Genomic DNA, 15,575 nt, shown 5'->3' with positions numbered 1-15,575 from the left:
CATGGCGCGACCGCTCTCGCCGATTGAACTGCTGGACGCCGGCGAGCCGCTGATCAGGATCACCGTCGCCAATGCGCGCGGCTCCACACCTCGCGAAAAAGGCACGTGGATGCTCGTTTCAGCCCTGGCGCAGGCCGGTACGATCGGCGGCGGTCAGCTTGAGCTTGCGGGCATTGAAAAGGCCCGCGAACTGCTGATTTCCGGAGTGACTTCGGCGCATCTTGACATCCCGCTCGGACCCGAGATCGGCCAGTGCTGCGGCGGCAATGTCGCGCTTTCGTTCGTCAGGCTGGACGCCGCAAGCCATGACGCCCTGAGAGCCGAATGCCGCAAGGAAGAAGACGCCCTGCCCTGCGTCTACGTCTTCGGCGCCGGCCATGTCGGCAAGGCGCTCGCCGAAGCGCTCTCTTTGCTGCCTGTGCGCACCGTGCTCGTTGAAAGCCGCAAAGCGGAGTTGGACGGCGCGACCGACAGAGTGGAGAAACGCCTGACCGCAGTGCCTGAAAGCGTCATCGCCGATGCGCCGGCAGGCTCCGCCTATGTGACGATGACCCATGAACATGCGCAGGATTTCATCATCATCGAGCAGGCGTTGCAGCGCCATGACGCCCCCTATGTCGGGATGATCGGCTCGAAGACAAAGCTCGCCCAGTTGCGAAGCTGGCTGAAGAAGGAAGGCGGCGGCGCCGACCCGACGCGGCTCGTATGCCCGATCGGCGGCTCGCAGGTCCGTGACAAGCGGCCGGCCGTAATTGCAGCGCTCGTCGCCGCCGAACTGGTGACCGTACTTGGCAGTCATTCTCAGTCGTAAAACCCGCAACCCGTACACATAAAAGCTTGACGACGGCCCGGTTCCTCTTTGGCTTTTCGATATGTGCAAATATTTTCGATATGCGAAAATTATATCCAAATGGAATGAGGAATAGTTTTACATGTTAGTCGCGACGTCGGAAAACCCATGCTGAAGATTACGCTGCTGGGAACCGGCATTCCGAACCCAAGCGTTCAGGCGTTCGGAACATCCACCCTTATTGAAGCGGGCGAACAGCGCGTCCTGATCGATTGCGGTCGCGGCGCGGTTATTCGACTGTCGCAGCTCGGACTTCCCGTCGGATATGTCGATACGATCATCCTGTCGCATTACCATTCCGACCACTATAGCGGCATTTTCGATCTCCTGATGTCGGGCACCATCCGGCAGGCATGGGCGGGGAGAGGCGGTCCTCTGCACGTCTACGGCCCGGAAGGCGTGCAGTACCTCGCCGAAGGCGCCTGGCTTGCGACGAAACCCGATCGCGACATCCGCGTGGCCGACCATGAGATCGACCCGGAGGACATGCGCATTATCCCGCACGTCTACGAAGAAGGAGTCGTCTATGACCGCGGCGGATTGAAGATTATCGCCATTCTGGTCGATCACGGCGACAACATACCGACAGCCTTCGCATTTCGCGTCGAATATGGCGATCATGTCTTCGTGCACTCCCACGACACGCGTTACAACGAAAACCTGATATCTCAGGCGCACGGCGCCGATGTCTTCATTCACGAAGTCGCCGCAGCGCGGCAATCGACCCTCGACAACTATCCGAACATCAAGATCGCGATCGACCACCATTCTTCGCCGACCGACGTCGGCCGCGTGTTCGCGCAGACCAGCGCCGGAATGGCGGAAAGCCGCCTTTTGGCGTCAATTCCCGTTCAGCGCTTCCAGAATCATTTTCTGGCATCGCGCGGTCATGAAATCGATGAACAACCGCAGCTTGGGGTCCTGGAAATCCTTGTGCGGATAGATTGCGGCGAGTTGGGCGGGAACCGGCGGCGTATCTTTCAATACTTCGACCAGTCGCCCCTCCTCAAGATAGGCCTGCACTTCAAAGCGTGGACGGTTCGCGATGCCGTGGCCTTCCAGCGCCCAGGCCAGAAGCACGTCGCCGTCATCGGAATCGAAAACGCCGCGCACATCGATCTTGCTGACGCCCTCCGGCGTCTGCAGCGTCCATGCATGTTCGGTGGAGCCGGGAAACCGCAAAAGCAGGCAATTGTGATTTCCCTTGGCCAGTGCATCCGTCGTCGCCGGCGCGCCGTGTTTCTTCAGATAGGCGGGCGATGCGCAAAGCACCCGCTCGCACTCCATGATCGAGCGCATGCGCAGGCTGGAGTCCTCAATCACGCCGAGGCGGAACGCAAGGTCGATCCGTTCCTTGAGGATATCGACATTGTGGTCGGAGAGCCGCAGACGCACCTCGATGTCGGGATAAAGGTCGTGAAACGCCGGTATGCCGGAGGCGATGTAACGCCGTCCGAAACCGAGCGGCGCACTGACCCGGATCGTTCCCTTAGGCTTGCCGGAGACAGACGCAATTGACGCCTCGGCGTCGTCCACCGCCTGGATGATGCGGTTGGCGCCCTTGTAGAAGATCTGCCCGTGCTCGGTCGGTGTAAGCTGTCGCGTGGTGCGGTTGAAAAGGCGAACGCCGAGATATTTCTCCAGTTCCTTGACGCGGTTGCTGGCCACGGCCGGCGAAATACGCATGTCCCGACCCGCCGCGGAGAGATTTCCAAGTTCGACGACGCGGACGAAGACCTTAAGATTTTCAAAGTATGACATGGTTAGACCATATGATTTAACAGATTTTTTTGAAAGTCATCATTCGACTTTCCTCTTTTCAAGAGCCTCGCTGCCCTGCACAATAAACAAAACTGCCGGGGACGATATTTCATGTACGATTTCGCCGTCACCTGGGAATGGCTTGCTTTCGCTGCGCGCTGGCTGCACGTGATCACCGCCATTGCCTGGATCGGATCTTCCTTCTACTTCATCGCGCTCGATCTCGGGCTGCAGCATCGACCAGGTCTGCCGGAAGGCGTCAGCGGAGAGGAATGGCAGGTGCATGGCGGCGGCTTCTACAATATGCGCAAATATCTGGTCGCGCCGCCGGAGATGCCCGAGCATCTGACCTGGTTCAAGTGGGAGTCCTACACGACGTGGCTGTCGGGCTTCGCGATGCTGTGCATCGTCTATTACGCCGGGGCCGATCTTTACCTCATCGATCCGAACGTGATGGATATCTCGATACCGGTCGCGATCCTGATCTCGCTCGCTTCCATCGCTTTCGGCTGGATCGCTTACGACCTCATCTGCAAGACCTTTGTCAACTACAGCAACACGATCCTGATGGTGTTCCTGTACGTTTTGCTGGTGGCGATGGCCTGGGCCTATACGGAAGTATTCACAGGACGGGCCGCGCTCCTGCATCTGGGCGCCTTCACCGCCACCATCATGAGCGCGAACGTCTTCTTCGTCATCATCCCGAACCAGAAGATCGTGGTCGCCGACCTGATCGCGGGCAAGACGCCTGATCCGATCTACGGCAAGATCGCCAAGCAGCGTTCGACGCACAACAACTACCTGACCCTGCCGGTCATCTTCCTGATGCTGTCGAACCATTATCCGCTGGCTTTTGCGACGGAATATAACTGGATCATCGCATCCCTCGTCTTCCTGATGGGCGTCACCATCCGCCACTGGTTCAACACGCGCCACGCCCGCCAGGGCAGCCCGACCTGGACCTGGCTGGTCACGGTGATCATCTTCATCGTCATCATCTGGCTGTCCTCACCGCCGAAGCTGAGCGATATGGACGCAGAAGGCGAGACTTCGGTTCCGGCCACCTATCAGCGTTTTGCGGACAATGCGCATTTCCCGGCGGTGAAAGACATTGTGCTCTCGCGCTGCTCCATGTGCCATTCAAACGATCCGGTCTGGCAGGGCGTCAACTTCCCGCCGAAGGGCGTGCTTCTGGAAAGCGACGCCGAAATCGCCGCCCATGCGCGCGAAATTTATCTACAGGCGGGCCGCACCAACGCCATGCCTCCGGCCAACGTCACCGAAATCGCACCGGACGAGCGCGAAATCCTCGTCGCCTGGTTCGAGACTTCGGTTCACGGCGACAGGAACTAGACGTGACCGAAAAGCTCATTCGCGCGCGGTTGCTGTCATTCAAGCGGCAACCGATGTCCGTCGACGACGCCGAGGCCTATACCTATCAAGAAGACGGAGCGCTGCTGATCCGCGAAGGCCTGATCGCCGCCGCCGGCGATTACGCGGACGTCGCCGGGAGCGCGTCGGCTGACACTCCGGTCATCGATCACCGGCCCTGTCTCGTCATGCCGGGGTTTATCGACCCGCACATTCACCTGCCGCAGATGCAGGTTATTGGCTCCTATGCGCCTGCGCTGCTGGAATGGCTCAACACATACGTCTTCGTCGAGGAGCAGCGTTTCCGCGATCCGGCCCACGCGCAGCGCATCGCGGCGCGTTTTCTCGACGAACTCACCCGCCACGGGACCACGACCGCAGTCGCCTATTGCTCGGTGCACAAGGAATCGGCCGAGGCTTTCTTCGCCGAAAGCCACCGCCGCAACATGCGCATGGTCGGCGGCAAGGTGATGATGGACCGCAACGCGCCGCCTGAACTGCGCGACACGCCGCAGAGCGGCTACGACGACACGAAGGCGATCATCGAACGGTGGAACGGCGTCGGGCGGCAGCACGTCGCCATCACGCCGCGCTTCGCAATCACCTCGACGCCGGAACAGATGGAGATGGCCGCGGCGTTGCGGCGCGAATATCCCGATCTCCTCATGCAGACGCATTTGTCGGAGAACATTGCGGAAATCGAATTTACGAAGGAACTCTATCCGGCTGCGAAAGACTATTTCGACGTCTACGAACACTACGGCCTTGCCGGCGAGAAGAGCCTGTTCGGCCACTGCATACACCTGAGCGAGCGCGAGTCCGACGCCATGGCCGAAAGCCGCTCCGTCGCCGTGTTCTGTCCAACCTCGAACATGTTCCTCGGCAGCGGGCTGTTTCCGTTAAAGACGCTGGACGAACGCGAGAAGCGCGTGCGCATCGCCATCGCGACCGATGTTGGCGGCGGCACAAACTATTCAATGTTGAGGACGGCCGACGAAGGCTACAAGGTTTTGCAACTGCAGGGGCAGAGAATAACGCCGCTGGAAAGCTTCTGGCGGCTGACGCGCGGCAATGCAGAGGCGCTTTCCCTCGACCAGCAGATCGGATCGCTGGAACCCGGTCACGACGCCGATCTCGTGGTACTGGACGCCACAGCTACGCCGGCCATGAAGCTGAGGATGGAAACAGTCGGCACGCTGGCGGAAGAACTGTTCCTGATGCAGACGCTCGGCGACGACCGCGCGATCGTCGAGACCTATGTCGCCGGAGAACCGGCGAAGAGCGTTCTCGCCACACAGTGACCGATTTCGTAGGCGGGCCTGTTTATCAGACCCGGCAAATCAGCTACATCACACGACACATATGTCGGAGCGATTGGGCGCACAGTGGCTGCGGTCCGCACCCGGCAAAATAATCCTGGCCTCGTCACGGCAATCGTCCTTTTTCTGCCGCTTTCGGCCTGGATCTTCGCTGTCCAACCGGCGGGCCATGCCCAATATCTCACCGCGCCGTTCTCGTCATCGCTCTGCACGCTGCCATCGCATTCCGGGCGACGCAGCCTGCGCGGTAAGCTGAACTACAATACCCAGGGAGAAGTTTCGTTCGTGGGCTCTGGCCCGCCCGGCCGAGCGCCGGAGTGCTCCGGCGTGCTGAAACGCTCGTAGTAGACCGCGATGAGATCGCTCAAAGACCGGCAAAGCTCCGGGTGATCGCCGGCGATATCGGTCTCTTCGCGCGGATCGGCCTCAAGATCGAAAAGACGCGCAGTTCCGGTATCAAGCCATTCGACGCATTTGTAGCGACCGCCTCTTGCCATGCGCGTTGTTCCGTATTCGCAGAACTGCATGTCACGCCAGGCAGACGTGGCTTCGCCCCCGAGGAGACCCAGACAGGAACGGCCGGCATAGTCGACGTCCGTCGGGGGACTGACCTTTGCGACATCAAGTAGCGTTTGAAACAGGTCAAGGTGATCGACGAATTCGGTTCTTCTTTGCCCCTTCGCCACGCCTGGCCCAGAAACAATCAGGGGAATGCGGATCGTCTCCTCCACCATGTTGAGCGGTAAGGTGCCGTTGCCCTTGCCCCAAATGCCGTGATGGCTGCAATTCAGACCGTGATCGGACGTATAGACGATCAGAGTGTCTTTGCCCACGCCAGCGGAGTCGAGCGCATCCAGCATCCGGCCAATACCCTCGTCGATCGCCGTCACCGAGGCGTAATACTGAGCCAGCGCCTCGCCCTGTTCCGAACGATCGATCAGATCTCTGGATTCCAGGTTCTGCACGCCGAAGGGATAGGATTTGTCCGTTGGCAGTTCCGCAAAATCATGGCTGCGGTAGCGATCCACCAGACGCTCCGGATGGCCTTCCCACGGGCTATGCGTCGAGACATGCCCCACCACGAGGAAAAACGGCCTTTCCGCGTCGCGCTTCTTGAGAAAGTCGATCGCGGCGTCAGTGATCACGTCAGCCTTGGAGCCGGCGATGGTCACGATCTCGCCGTCCTTGCAGTAGCGCGCCGGGCCGGCTGCGTCGATCGGGTAGTCGCCCGCAAGTGCGCCCCAATGCTCGAACCCCCTCGCCGGTTTCCTGTCGTTTCCCAGATGCCACTTGCCGACCAGCCCCGTCTCATATCCGGCCGATTGCAGCAGTTCGGCCGCTGTTTCCTGGCCCTCCAGCCAATCCCGCCCGAAACGCGCCGGCGCGTTGTCGAGATAATCATGCACGCCATGCTGCGAGGCAGTAAGACCTGTCAGTAAGCAGGCGCGCGCCGGCGAACAGACCGGCGTCGGCGTGAAGGCGTTTTCCATCACCGCGCCCGTGCGGGCGAGGTAGTCGAGATTGGGCGTCTCGAGCACCGGATTTCCCGATGAGCCGAGCGCCCACTGGCCGTGATCGTCGGTCAGGAATACGATAATGTTCGGCGCCATGTCAGTAGTTGGCCGTCTCGCGGACATAGCGGCGCAACCAGTGCCGTCCGAGCATTTTCCAGGCGTAATCGGTCAACAACCCGAAGAAACCCAGCAGGAAGATCCCGACGAACATCCAGTCGATCCGGAAATAAAGTTTCGACGTCCAGATCAGGTAGCCGAGGCCGGATTCCGCCGCGAGCATTTCCACCGCGACGATGACGAGGAAGGAGCCGGCGAGCGCCAGCCGCATGCCGACATACATCGAGGGGACAGCCGCAGGCACGGTGACAAACCAGAAGATCTGCCAGGTCGAAGCGCCCAGCGTCTCGGCTGCGAGTTTCTTGTTCTTGTGCGTTGTCACCACGCCGGTGGCAGTGTTGATGACGACGATGAATCCCGTCGAATACATCACCAGCAAGATTTTCGAGACCTCGCCCACCCCAAACCAGACGAGGAACAGCGTGGTCAGCGCCAGCGCCGGGATGAAGCGCAGGAAGTGGATGTAGGGATCGAAGATCTGCCGCACCGGCATGTAGCTGCCGATGATCAGTCCGAGCGGTATGGCGACGAAGCTACCGAGGATAAAGCCCGTGAGGATACGGAAGAGGCTGATGGCGATATGCTGGAACAGCAAGCCGCGCTCGATCAGCTCCACAGCGCCTGCGACGATGGCGCTGACAGGCGGAAGAAAGAACGGATCGATGAAATTGCGCGCGGCGATCTCCCAGACGATCAGTCCGAAGACGACCGACAGGAAGGAGATCCAGAAGCCGGTGATCAAGCGCCCGAACGGCGCCTTTTTCGGAGGCGTTGTTTCTGTTGTTTCTACGACCATACCTTGGTCACCTCTTCCTCGATATCCTTCGAAAGCCGGTCCAGCAGGTCGATATAGGTCGGATCGGTCTGGTCGCGGGGATAGGACAGCGGAACCTCGTATTCGTGCTTGATGCCGGCGCGCGGTCCCGCCGACATGAGCAGTATGCGTTGACCGAGATTGAGCGCCTCGCGAATGTCGTGCGTCACGTAGATCGCCGTGCGCTTGACCTCCGACCAGATGGTGACGAGTTGGGTCTGCAACATCTGGCGCGTCTGGGCGTCGAGCGCTGCGAACGGCTCGTCCATCAGCATGATTTCGGGACGCATGGCGAGCATCCGGGCGATCTGCACCCGCTGTTTCATGCCGCCTGACAACTCGTCGGGCAGCTTGTCGACATGGCCGGAAAGGTTGACCATGCGCAATGCTTCGTCGGCCTGCCGTTTGCGGTCGGCGTCGGAAACCTTGTTCATGCGCAGACCGAATTCGACATTGCCCCGAACCGTCAGCCACTGGAACAGGGCGCTGTCGAGATCCTGGAAAACCATGCCACGGTCCTTGCCCGGACCCGTCACGGTCTTGCCGGCGACCTTTACCTCGCCGGTCGTCGGCTTGTCGAAGCCGGCGATCAGCTTCAGCAAGGTCGACTTCCCGCAACCGCTCGGCCCGAGCAGGATGAGGAACTCGCCGTCGGGCACGGTGAGATCCACATCCGCAAGGACCGGAAGGCCGCTTGTCCCGCCATGATAGGCGAAGGAAACTTTGGTCATTTCAATCGTCATTCTTTGTCTCCGACGGGACTGTTCTGCAGGCTCGACTTACTTCTGAAGCATCGGATCGACTTCGACGCCCGGAACTGCTTCCGACAGGGCGCCGGCGTCAAACTGCGCGGTGAAGTCGTAGGGCTCGATCTTTCCGGCGGCGACCAGGAAGTCGTACTTCGCCTTCAGGCTGGACATCGGCGCGCCGCCGAAGCTCAGGCCGTAGCGCTGCTGCTGGACGACGTTCTTGATCTGCGCCGCGTCGCCGCCCACGCTTTTCGCAATCAGCGCGACCGCTTCGTCGAGGTCGGACTCCATGTATTCGGAGGCCTTCTGGAACGCGCGCAGGGTCTTGGCGACCGTGTCCTTGTGGTTTTCGTAGTAGTCTTTCAAGACAACAAGCGGCGCGCTGGTGCTCTGGTTGACAATGCTGTCGTCGGCGATGAATTTCCAGCCGTCATCGGCGTCCATGGTCGGAACGCCCTCACCCCAGATCCAGGCTGCGTCCAGTCGTCCGGCCTTCATGGCGCCGACGATCTCGAAAAGGCTCGTGAAGCCGACCATGTTGACGTCTTCTTCGGGGTTGAGGCCGTTGTCGGAGAGGTAGGTGCGGGTGACGAATTCCTGCGCGGTGCCGGTAGCCACTCCGATATCCTTGCCTTTCAGGTCGCCGGGAATTTCGAGATCGGCCTTGGTGTAGAGCTTGTGCCAGCCCGGAAGCGGCTCGGCGATGATCGCCGGAGACATCAGCTTGCCGGCGGCGAAGCGTGTGAGGAGCGGAAAGTCGATGATAACGCCGAAATCGGCGTTGCCCGCAAGCACGGCGTCAACCGTGTCGACACCGTAGGAATAGGTCTGAACAACAGGCTTGATGCCTTCTTCTTCCAGGAAGCCCTTTTCGGCTGCCACGATTGCAAGCGAGCCCATTCCGTAGCCGTCAGTCGCATAGCGAACGACTTCCTGCGCGTGCGCCGAGACATTGAGTGCGACCGTTGCGGCGAGCGCCACCGCGGCGCCGAGTACTTTGCTTTTCAACATGCCATGTGTTCCTTCTGGTTGGTTTAGATTTCAGATTGTGCAACTGGTGTAAAAGGTCGACCCGCCAGCCCGCTCGAAGCCTTCTTGGCCGCGAATTCGAGTTTGGACAGGATTTCGGTCTTGTTGATCGGATGCGCATTCAGCGCCGCCACCGACACGACATTGCGAACTATTCCCGATCCCTGCTGATCCAGCCCCATGACGAAACGGGTGATCGCGCCCTCGGTGCGAACCAGCAGGCCTGTCTTCCTAATTGCCTCGAAACCGTCCAGGTGCTGCTGCGGAACTTCCAAACCGAAGATATCGCGATAGATCCGCTCGACGTCCGCTTTCGGTTGATAAGCAAGCAGGAACTGGCCCATGCCGTTCTGAATCCAGTCCGTATTCGGCGCGAAGATATCGATGAAATGGTAGCAATTGTGCAGTTCGGTCTTGGCGAGCAGCACAAAGCAGTCTCCATGATAGGAGGCGATACAGGCCGAATGTCCGGTCTGATTGGCCAGATTGGCGACGGTTCCCTGCACCTGCGCGCTTTGCAGAACCTGCGCGCTTTGCAGTCCGAAAGAGCGCAAGGCGTCGCCCAGTTGCAAGGTCCGGTACCCGACTGTGTAGTGACCGTTCGACTGGCGCTGACGAATCCAGTTCTCTTCCACCAGCATCTTCAGAAGACGCGTCAGAGACGCCCCGGACAGATCCATCGCCTTTGCGAGATCGGAGAACGACCGCTCGTAAGGGTACTCCGCAAGATGTTCGATCAGCCGCAGGGAGCGGCGACCGGCAGCCAGTGGGTTAGCCATCATTTACTTTCAAAAATGAAACTTATTACTTTCACTATTGACAGTCTTGCGGATCGACGTTTTTTTGTCAATGGGCTCTTTTCAACGATCGAGTCCCGGCCTTTAAAGGAGACCTGGCTTGAGTGACCGTCCGAATATCCTGATCGTCTGCACCGACCAGCAGCGCGCCGACACGCTGGGTTGCTACGGCAACGATCAGGTGTCCACGCCCCAAATCGACCGTCTGGCCGAAGAGAGCGCCCTGTTCGAAAACGCCTTTGTACAGAGCCCGATCTGTTCGCCCAGCCGCGGCAGTTTCATGACCGGGCGCTACCCGCGCACGACCGGCCTGCGCCAGAACGGCCAGATCATGCCGCCGGACGAGAAACCGGTCTCGAAGCTGCTGGCCGACGAGGGCTATCTCGCCGGCCTCGTCGGAAAATTCCATTTCGGACCCGGCGACCCGGCGATCGCCAAGACCACGGAGCCGCGCATCGATGACGGCTTTTCCGAGTTCAACTGGGCGCAGTCGCCGATGGATATGTGGGGCATGAATTCCGACTATACGCGGTTCCTGAAAGCGCGCGGCCTGCATTACGAAACCACGCCGCACGAACGCTCCCCCTGGGTGCGCAACGGCATGCCGGAGGACGCGACGGAGGCGGCCTGGTGCGGAACCCGCGCCTGCGAGTTCATCGAACGAAACGCATCCGGCGACGCCCCGTGGTTCTACGTCGCAAACATCTACGCGCCGCATCATCCTTTCGATCCGCCGCCCTCGTTCATGGACCGCTGGCTCGACCGCCTCGACGACGTCCCGCTTCCGGCGGCCATGGAGGACGATCTCGAATCCAAGACCCGTTATCAGCGTGTCGATGCCGACGGCGCCTACGGCCAGGTGAAAAGCTTCATCGGCGGATACGGCCGAAAGGAGATGCGCGAGGTCGACCACAAGATGGTAAAGGCGGCCTACTGGGCGATGTGCGAACATGTCGACCAGCAGATGGGCCGCATTCTCAATGCGCTCGAAGACACCGGTCAGAAAGACAACACAATCGTTGTCTTCATGTCCGACCATGGCGAAATGATGGGCGATCACAACATCTATCTCAAAGGCCCCTATTTCTACGACGCCGGCATCCGCGTGCCCTTCATGATCCGCTATCCCGGCAAGGTTCCGCCCGGTCGGCGTCGCGAACTGCTGGAACTGGTCCATCTCGCGCCGACGCTCATGGACGCAGCCGGCGCTACGCCCTACGCCGGCATGCAGGGCCGTTCGCTCCTCGGCTGGTTGAGTGGGGACGAATCGGCGCAGAAGGGCGACGATTCCGTCTATTGCGAGTACTACAACGCCATGCCGTATCATGTTGATCCGACAGCGCAATTGACGATGCTGCGGACCGAGACGCACAAGATCATCGTCGATCATGCCCATGACGACGGCGAACTGTACGATCTCGTCGCCGACCCGCTGGAGATCAACAATCTATGGCGCGATCCGGCCTCGCTATCCCTCAAGGCGGACATGCTCACCAAACTCACGCACCGCATGGCCTTCACGATCGATCCGTTGCCACCGCGTCTGTCGGAGTGGTAGCGTCCGGCAATGAATGAACGGGACGACGCGAAAGGCTGCTGCACGCCGTCGCGCGGCAGTGGCGAGCCGTCGCGAAACGCGCCCGCATTCGCGCCTCAAGAACAGCCGTCACAGGAGAACATGCGCCACATTCCCGGCGGTTCGTTCGACATGGGCGGCGAGGACGCGGACGGCTTTCCGGCCGACGGCGAAGGCCCGGTCCGCTCCGTTGAAACAGCACCTTTCCTGATCGATTCGTGCGCCGTGACGACGACCGAATTCGCCTGCTTCGTGGAGCGGACCGGCTATGTCACGGATGCGGAACGCTACGGCTGGTCGTTCGTGTTTGCAGCCGCCGTCCATCCGGCCGCCTTTGACCACATCATGGATGATCGGCTGCCCGGAACCCCCTGGTGGTTGGCCGTGAAGGGCGCCTGCTGGAAATGTCCGGACGGGCCGGGGTCAGACTGGCGCGAAAGACCCGACCACCCTGTCGTGCATGTCTCCTGGAACGACGCGCAGGCTTTTGCGTCCGCCAGTGGAAAACGACTTCCCACCGAAGCCGAGTGGGAAAAGGCCGCGCGCGGCGGGCGCGTCCAGTCGCGGTTTCCATGGGGCGACGAACTGGAACCCGACGGTCGGCACATGTGCAATGTATGGCAAGGCAGGTTCCCGACCGACAACACCGCCGCCGACGGCTTTTTGATGACTGCGCCGGTACGCTCGTTCGAACCGAACGGCTACGGGCTTTACAATGCCTCCGGCAATGTCTGGGAGTGGTGTCATGACGGATGGAGCCCCGTCTGGCATGTCGAAGAAAGTACAGCCACCCGGATTAATCCAGTCGGTCCGTCGAATGACGAGGCGAAGGTTATCCGCGGCGGCTCCTATCTCTGTCACGCCTCCTACTGCAACCGTTACCGGCTGTCGGCGCGCACCTTCAATTCACCCGACTCCAGCACTGCAAACACCGGCTTCCGCTGCGCGCTCTAACCCCGATCATCGATCATCGCGGTCAGCGTCTCCAGCCGGTCCGCCTCCATCGGCAGCTTGTCCTGACGCAATCGCGAGATCCGCGGAAAGCGCATCGCGACGCCCGACTTGTGGCGCTTTGATCGCGCGATCCCTTCAAAGGCGACTTCAAGCACGAAGCCGGACTGCGGCTCCGCCCGCACGGCGCGCACCGGCCCAAAGCGGTCCACCGTATTGTTGCGCACGAACCGGTCGAGGATTTCGAGTTCGGCGTCTGTGAAGCCGAAATAGGCCTTGCCGACGGGCACCAGAGCCTCGGCGCCCGGTTCCCCCATCCATACGCCGAACGTAAAGTCGGAGTAATAGCTCGATCGTTTGCCGTGACCGCGCTGCGCATACATCATCACGGCGTCGATGATGTGCGGTTCGCGTTTCCACTTGAACCAGGGCCCCTTGACCCGACCCGCCTGATAGACGCTGTCGCGGCGTTTCATCATGACGCCTTCGATCACCGGATCGTGCGGATTCTTGCGGAGGCCGTCGAGTTGCTCCCAGCTTTCAAACCTGACCAGCGGCGAAAGGTCGAACCGGTCCCGCGCCGCTGTCTCGATCACCTCCGAAAGTCGCTCCCGCCGATCCTCCAGCGGCTCCTCCCGGATGTCGCGATCCTTAAGGAACAGCAGGTCGTAGGCGCGAATGAACGCCGGATAGTCGGTCATATGCTTCTGCGTCACCGTCTTGCGGTTCAGCCGCTGTTGCAGATCGGAAAAGGTCAGCGTCGGCGAATTGGTGCGCGCTGTGCCGCCGATCAGCAACTCGCCGTCGATCACGCCTTCGAAATCGACCGCCTCCAGAATGTCGGGAAAACTGCCCGAGATGTCGTCGCCGCTGCGCGAATAGAGCCTGCGATGGGCGTCGTCGGCGGACAGCTGAACGCGGATGCCATCCCACTTCCATTCCGCCAGATAGTCGGCCGGGTCGAGCTTTTCGAGGTCACTGTCGGTCGCGGGATGCGCCAGCATGACGGGATGGAAGATCGCCGGCGTCACCAGCTCGGGCCTGCCGCCCCTGCCTTCCAGCCAGGCGAACAGGCTTTCGTAAGGCGGCTCGAGCCCGTGCCAAAGCGTCTCGATATCGGACACGTCGACATCGCCCATCAATGCCAGCGCCTGCTTGGTCAGGCGCGCCGACACGCCGATCCGCAAGCCGCCGGTCGCCAGCTTGATCAACGCATAGCGCCCGCTGGTGTCCAACCGGTCGAAGAGCGCGCGCACATGCGCCGCCACGTCGCTGCGGCCGAGCCCGTTCAATTCCTCGACCACCTCGGACAGGCGCGGCTCATAAGCCTCGTCCTCCACCGGCGCTTCCCAGACAAGCGAAATCGTCTCGGCGAGATCGCCGACATAATCGTAGGAATAGCGAAACAGCGTCTCGTCCATCCGCTCCAGCACAAGTTCGCGCAGCAGCGCCGGCTTGACAAGCCTGATGTCCAGCGTTCCGGCGAGCGCAGCCAGCGCATATCCGCGATCCGGATCCGGCGTCGCCGAAAGATAGTCGACCAGCAGTCGCAGTTTCGCGTTTCGCTGTGGCGTCAGCGTCAGGCGGTCGAGCAGACGGGAAAAGGCTCTCATCAGTCGCCCTCGTCCTCGTATCCGATAAGGTGGAGTGGCTTCGCCGGAATGCCCTCCAGTTCGCACCAGCGCACCAGCGCCTCTTCGCGCCCGTGCGTCACCCACACTTCGCCCGGGCCTACGTCCCTGATCGTGTCCGTCAGTTCGGGCCAGTCGACATGATCGGAAATCACCAGCGGCAGTTCGACGCCGCGCTGCCGGGCGCGTTGGCGGATCAGCATCCATCCGGAAGCGAATGCCGAAATCGGGTCGGCGAAGCGCCGCGCCCAGCGGTTGGCAAATGAGGATGGTGGGCAGACGATGACAGCGCCGCGATAATCGTCGCGCGCCGATTTTTCCACCGTCGCCGGCAGGAGTTCGCCGAGATCGACGTCCTGGCTCTCGTAATAATCGCAAAGCTTCGCCAGAGCGCCATGGATATAGATCGGCCTGTCGTATCCCTGCTTGCGCAGCAGCGCGATCACCCGCTGCGCCTTTCCCAGAGCGTAGGCTCCGACGAGGTGGCTGCGCTCCGGAAACGTCTCCAGAGATTTCAGTAATTTGCCGATTTCGGCTTCGGGGTCTGGATGATGAAACACCGGCAGACCGAAGGTCGCCTCGGTGATGAAGACGTCGCAGGGAACGGGTTCGAACTGTTCGCATGTCGGATCCACGGAGCGCTTGTAGTCGCCGGAGACGACGATGCGCATGCCGTCAATTTCAATGGCGATCTGCGCCGAGCCAAGCACATGTCCGGCTGGATGGAAGGTCACCGTCACGCCGTTGACGTCGATCGTCTTTCGCAGATCGGCGGTCTGTTCCTGTCCGCAAAAGTCATCGCCGTAGCGGATGCGCATGATGTCCAGCGTCTGCCGGGTCGCCAGAACCGCCTGGTGGCCGGCGCGCGCATGGTCGGAATGGCCATGCGTGATGAGGGCGCGCTCAACCGGGCGAACCGGATCGACGTAAAAGTCACCCGGCGCGCAGTAGAGACCTTCCGGCCGCGGACTCAGCAACGCTTCGGCTTTCATGGGAACTCAACCCCGACAAACAAACCTCAACGCCATGATCTGCTGCACGTTCCGGAAAATGCAAGTTTTCTTTGATGCTGGAACGAAGACGCTGCGCGACCGGC

13 protein-coding genes and 1 pseudogene are annotated in these 15,575 nt (G+C 60.8%); 6 read left to right on the top strand and 8 right to left on the bottom strand.

Annotation, left to right across the window (positions count from 1 at the left end; genetic code table 11):
• Position 1 precedes the first annotated feature (1 nt).
• Positions 2-811 (top strand): xanthine dehydrogenase accessory protein XdhC, encoded by an 810-nt coding sequence (gene xdhC, locus AAFN47_RS14785; protein WP_499810013.1) that lies wholly within the window; start codon positions 2-4, stop codon positions 809-811.
• Between the two features lie 147 nt (positions 812-958).
• Positions 959-1,597, top strand: a pseudogene (locus AAFN47_RS14780) (MBL fold metallo-hydrolase); the annotation flags it as partial.
• Between the two features lie 93 nt (positions 1,598-1,690).
• Here AAFN47_RS14780 and AAFN47_RS14775 read toward each other — a convergent pair.
• On the bottom strand, positions 1,691-2,611 hold the full coding sequence (locus tag AAFN47_RS14775; protein ID WP_499810012.1) for a LysR family transcriptional regulator: 921 nt from the start codon (positions 2,609-2,611) through the stop codon (positions 1,691-1,693).
• Between the two features lie 111 nt (positions 2,612-2,722).
• Here AAFN47_RS14775 and AAFN47_RS14770 point away from each other — a divergent pair, with 111 nt between their 5' ends.
• Positions 2,723-3,964 (top strand): urate hydroxylase PuuD, encoded by a 1,242-nt coding sequence (locus AAFN47_RS14770; protein WP_499810011.1) that lies wholly within the window; start codon positions 2,723-2,725, stop codon positions 3,962-3,964.
• 2 nt (positions 3,965-3,966) lie between these two features.
• Positions 3,967-5,283, top strand: coding sequence for a guanine deaminase (gene guaD, locus AAFN47_RS14765; RefSeq protein WP_499810010.1), 1,317 nt, complete (start codon positions 3,967-3,969; stop codon positions 5,281-5,283).
• Positions 5,284-5,558: 275 nt separating this feature from the next.
• Here the strand turns inward: guaD and AAFN47_RS14760 are convergent, their stop codons facing one another.
• From AAFN47_RS14760 to AAFN47_RS14740, 5 genes are read right to left on the bottom strand one after another with little or no spacing between them, the layout of a single operon-like run.
• Positions 5,559-6,911 carry a sulfatase family protein gene (locus AAFN47_RS14760; protein WP_499810009.1) on the bottom strand — a complete coding sequence of 451 codons (1,353 nt, stop codon included), beginning with the start codon at positions 6,909-6,911 and terminating at the stop codon, positions 5,559-5,561.
• Position 6,912: 1 nt separating this feature from the next.
• Positions 6,913-7,728 (bottom strand): ABC transporter permease, encoded by an 816-nt coding sequence (locus AAFN47_RS14755; protein WP_499810008.1) that lies wholly within the window; start codon positions 7,726-7,728, stop codon positions 6,913-6,915.
• Complete coding sequence (locus AAFN47_RS14750; RefSeq protein WP_499810007.1) at positions 7,719-8,489, bottom strand: ABC transporter ATP-binding protein; 771 nt, start codon at positions 8,487-8,489, stop codon at positions 7,719-7,721. The genes AAFN47_RS14755 and AAFN47_RS14750 overlap by 10 nt, the downstream gene beginning before the upstream one ends.
• Positions 8,490-8,525: 36 nt before the next feature.
• A complete protein-coding gene (locus tag AAFN47_RS14745) occupies positions 8,526-9,506 on the bottom strand; it encodes an ABC transporter substrate-binding protein (protein ID WP_499810006.1) in 981 nt (326 codons plus the stop codon).
• Between the two features lie 23 nt (positions 9,507-9,529).
• Positions 9,530-10,303, bottom strand: coding sequence for a helix-turn-helix domain-containing protein (locus tag AAFN47_RS14740; protein WP_499810005.1), 774 nt, complete (start codon positions 10,301-10,303; stop codon positions 9,530-9,532).
• Positions 10,304-10,421: 118 nt separating this feature from the next.
• Between AAFN47_RS14740 and AAFN47_RS14735 the strand changes: the two genes are divergently transcribed.
• Positions 10,422-11,879: a sulfatase family protein gene (locus tag AAFN47_RS14735; RefSeq protein ID WP_499810004.1), complete on the top strand. Its 1,458-nt coding sequence runs from the start codon at positions 10,422-10,424 to the stop codon at positions 11,877-11,879.
• Positions 11,880-11,888: 9 nt separating this feature from the next.
• The gene (locus tag AAFN47_RS14730) at positions 11,889-12,851 is read left to right on the top strand and encodes a formylglycine-generating enzyme family protein (protein ID WP_499810003.1); all 963 of its coding nucleotides are present in this window, start codon (positions 11,889-11,891) and stop codon (positions 12,849-12,851) included.
• Here the strand turns inward: AAFN47_RS14730 and AAFN47_RS14725 are convergent.
• Positions 12,848-14,461, bottom strand: a complete 1,614-nt coding sequence (locus AAFN47_RS14725; RefSeq protein WP_499810002.1) for a cisplatin damage response ATP-dependent DNA ligase — start codon at positions 14,459-14,461, stop codon at positions 12,848-12,850. The two genes, AAFN47_RS14730 and AAFN47_RS14725, sit on opposite strands and share 4 nt — an antisense overlap.
• The gene (locus tag AAFN47_RS14720) at positions 14,461-15,471 is read right to left on the bottom strand and encodes a ligase-associated DNA damage response exonuclease (protein ID WP_499810001.1); all 1,011 of its coding nucleotides are present in this window, start codon (positions 15,469-15,471) and stop codon (positions 14,461-14,463) included. Before AAFN47_RS14720 ends, AAFN47_RS14725 begins: the two co-directional genes overlap by 1 nt.
• Positions 15,472-15,575: the final 104 nt, after the last annotated feature.

Origin of the sequence: Hoeflea sp. CAU 1731 (assembly GCF_039888615.1) — a bacterium.
Taxonomy (GTDB): domain Bacteria; phylum Pseudomonadota; class Alphaproteobacteria; order Rhizobiales; family Rhizobiaceae; genus Flavimaribacter.
This window is presented reverse-complemented; position numbering and strand designations above follow the sequence as displayed.

Excerpts from the sequence above, each read along its gene's own strand:
- xdhC (WP_499810013.1), top strand. The coding sequence starts at position 2 with ATGGCGCGACCGCTCTCGCCGATTGAACTGCTGGACGCCGGCGAGCCG.
- AAFN47_RS14775 (WP_499810012.1), bottom strand. The coding sequence starts at position 2,611 with ATGTCATACTTTGAAAATCTTAAGGTCTTCGTCCGCGTCGTCGAACTT.
- AAFN47_RS14770 (WP_499810011.1), top strand. The coding sequence starts at position 2,723 with ATGTACGATTTCGCCGTCACCTGGGAATGGCTTGCTTTCGCTGCGCGC.
- AAFN47_RS14760 (WP_499810009.1), bottom strand. The coding sequence starts at position 6,911 with ATGGCGCCGAACATTATCGTATTCCTGACCGACGATCACGGCCAGTGG.
- AAFN47_RS14755 (WP_499810008.1), bottom strand. The coding sequence starts at position 7,728 with ATGGTCGTAGAAACAACAGAAACAACGCCTCCGAAAAAGGCGCCGTTC.
- AAFN47_RS14750 (WP_499810007.1), bottom strand. The coding sequence starts at position 8,489 with ATGACGATTGAAATGACCAAAGTTTCCTTCGCCTATCATGGCGGGACA.
- AAFN47_RS14745 (WP_499810006.1), bottom strand. The coding sequence starts at position 9,506 with ATGTTGAAAAGCAAAGTACTCGGCGCCGCGGTGGCGCTCGCCGCAACG.
- AAFN47_RS14740 (WP_499810005.1), bottom strand. The coding sequence starts at position 10,303 with ATGGCTAACCCACTGGCTGCCGGTCGCCGCTCCCTGCGGCTGATCGAA.
- AAFN47_RS14730 (WP_499810003.1), top strand. The coding sequence starts at position 11,889 with ATGAATGAACGGGACGACGCGAAAGGCTGCTGCACGCCGTCGCGCGGC.
- AAFN47_RS14725 (WP_499810002.1), bottom strand. The coding sequence starts at position 14,461 with ATGAGAGCCTTTTCCCGTCTGCTCGACCGCCTGACGCTGACGCCACAG.
- AAFN47_RS14720 (WP_499810001.1), bottom strand. The coding sequence starts at position 15,471 with ATGAAAGCCGAAGCGTTGCTGAGTCCGCGGCCGGAAGGTCTCTACTGC.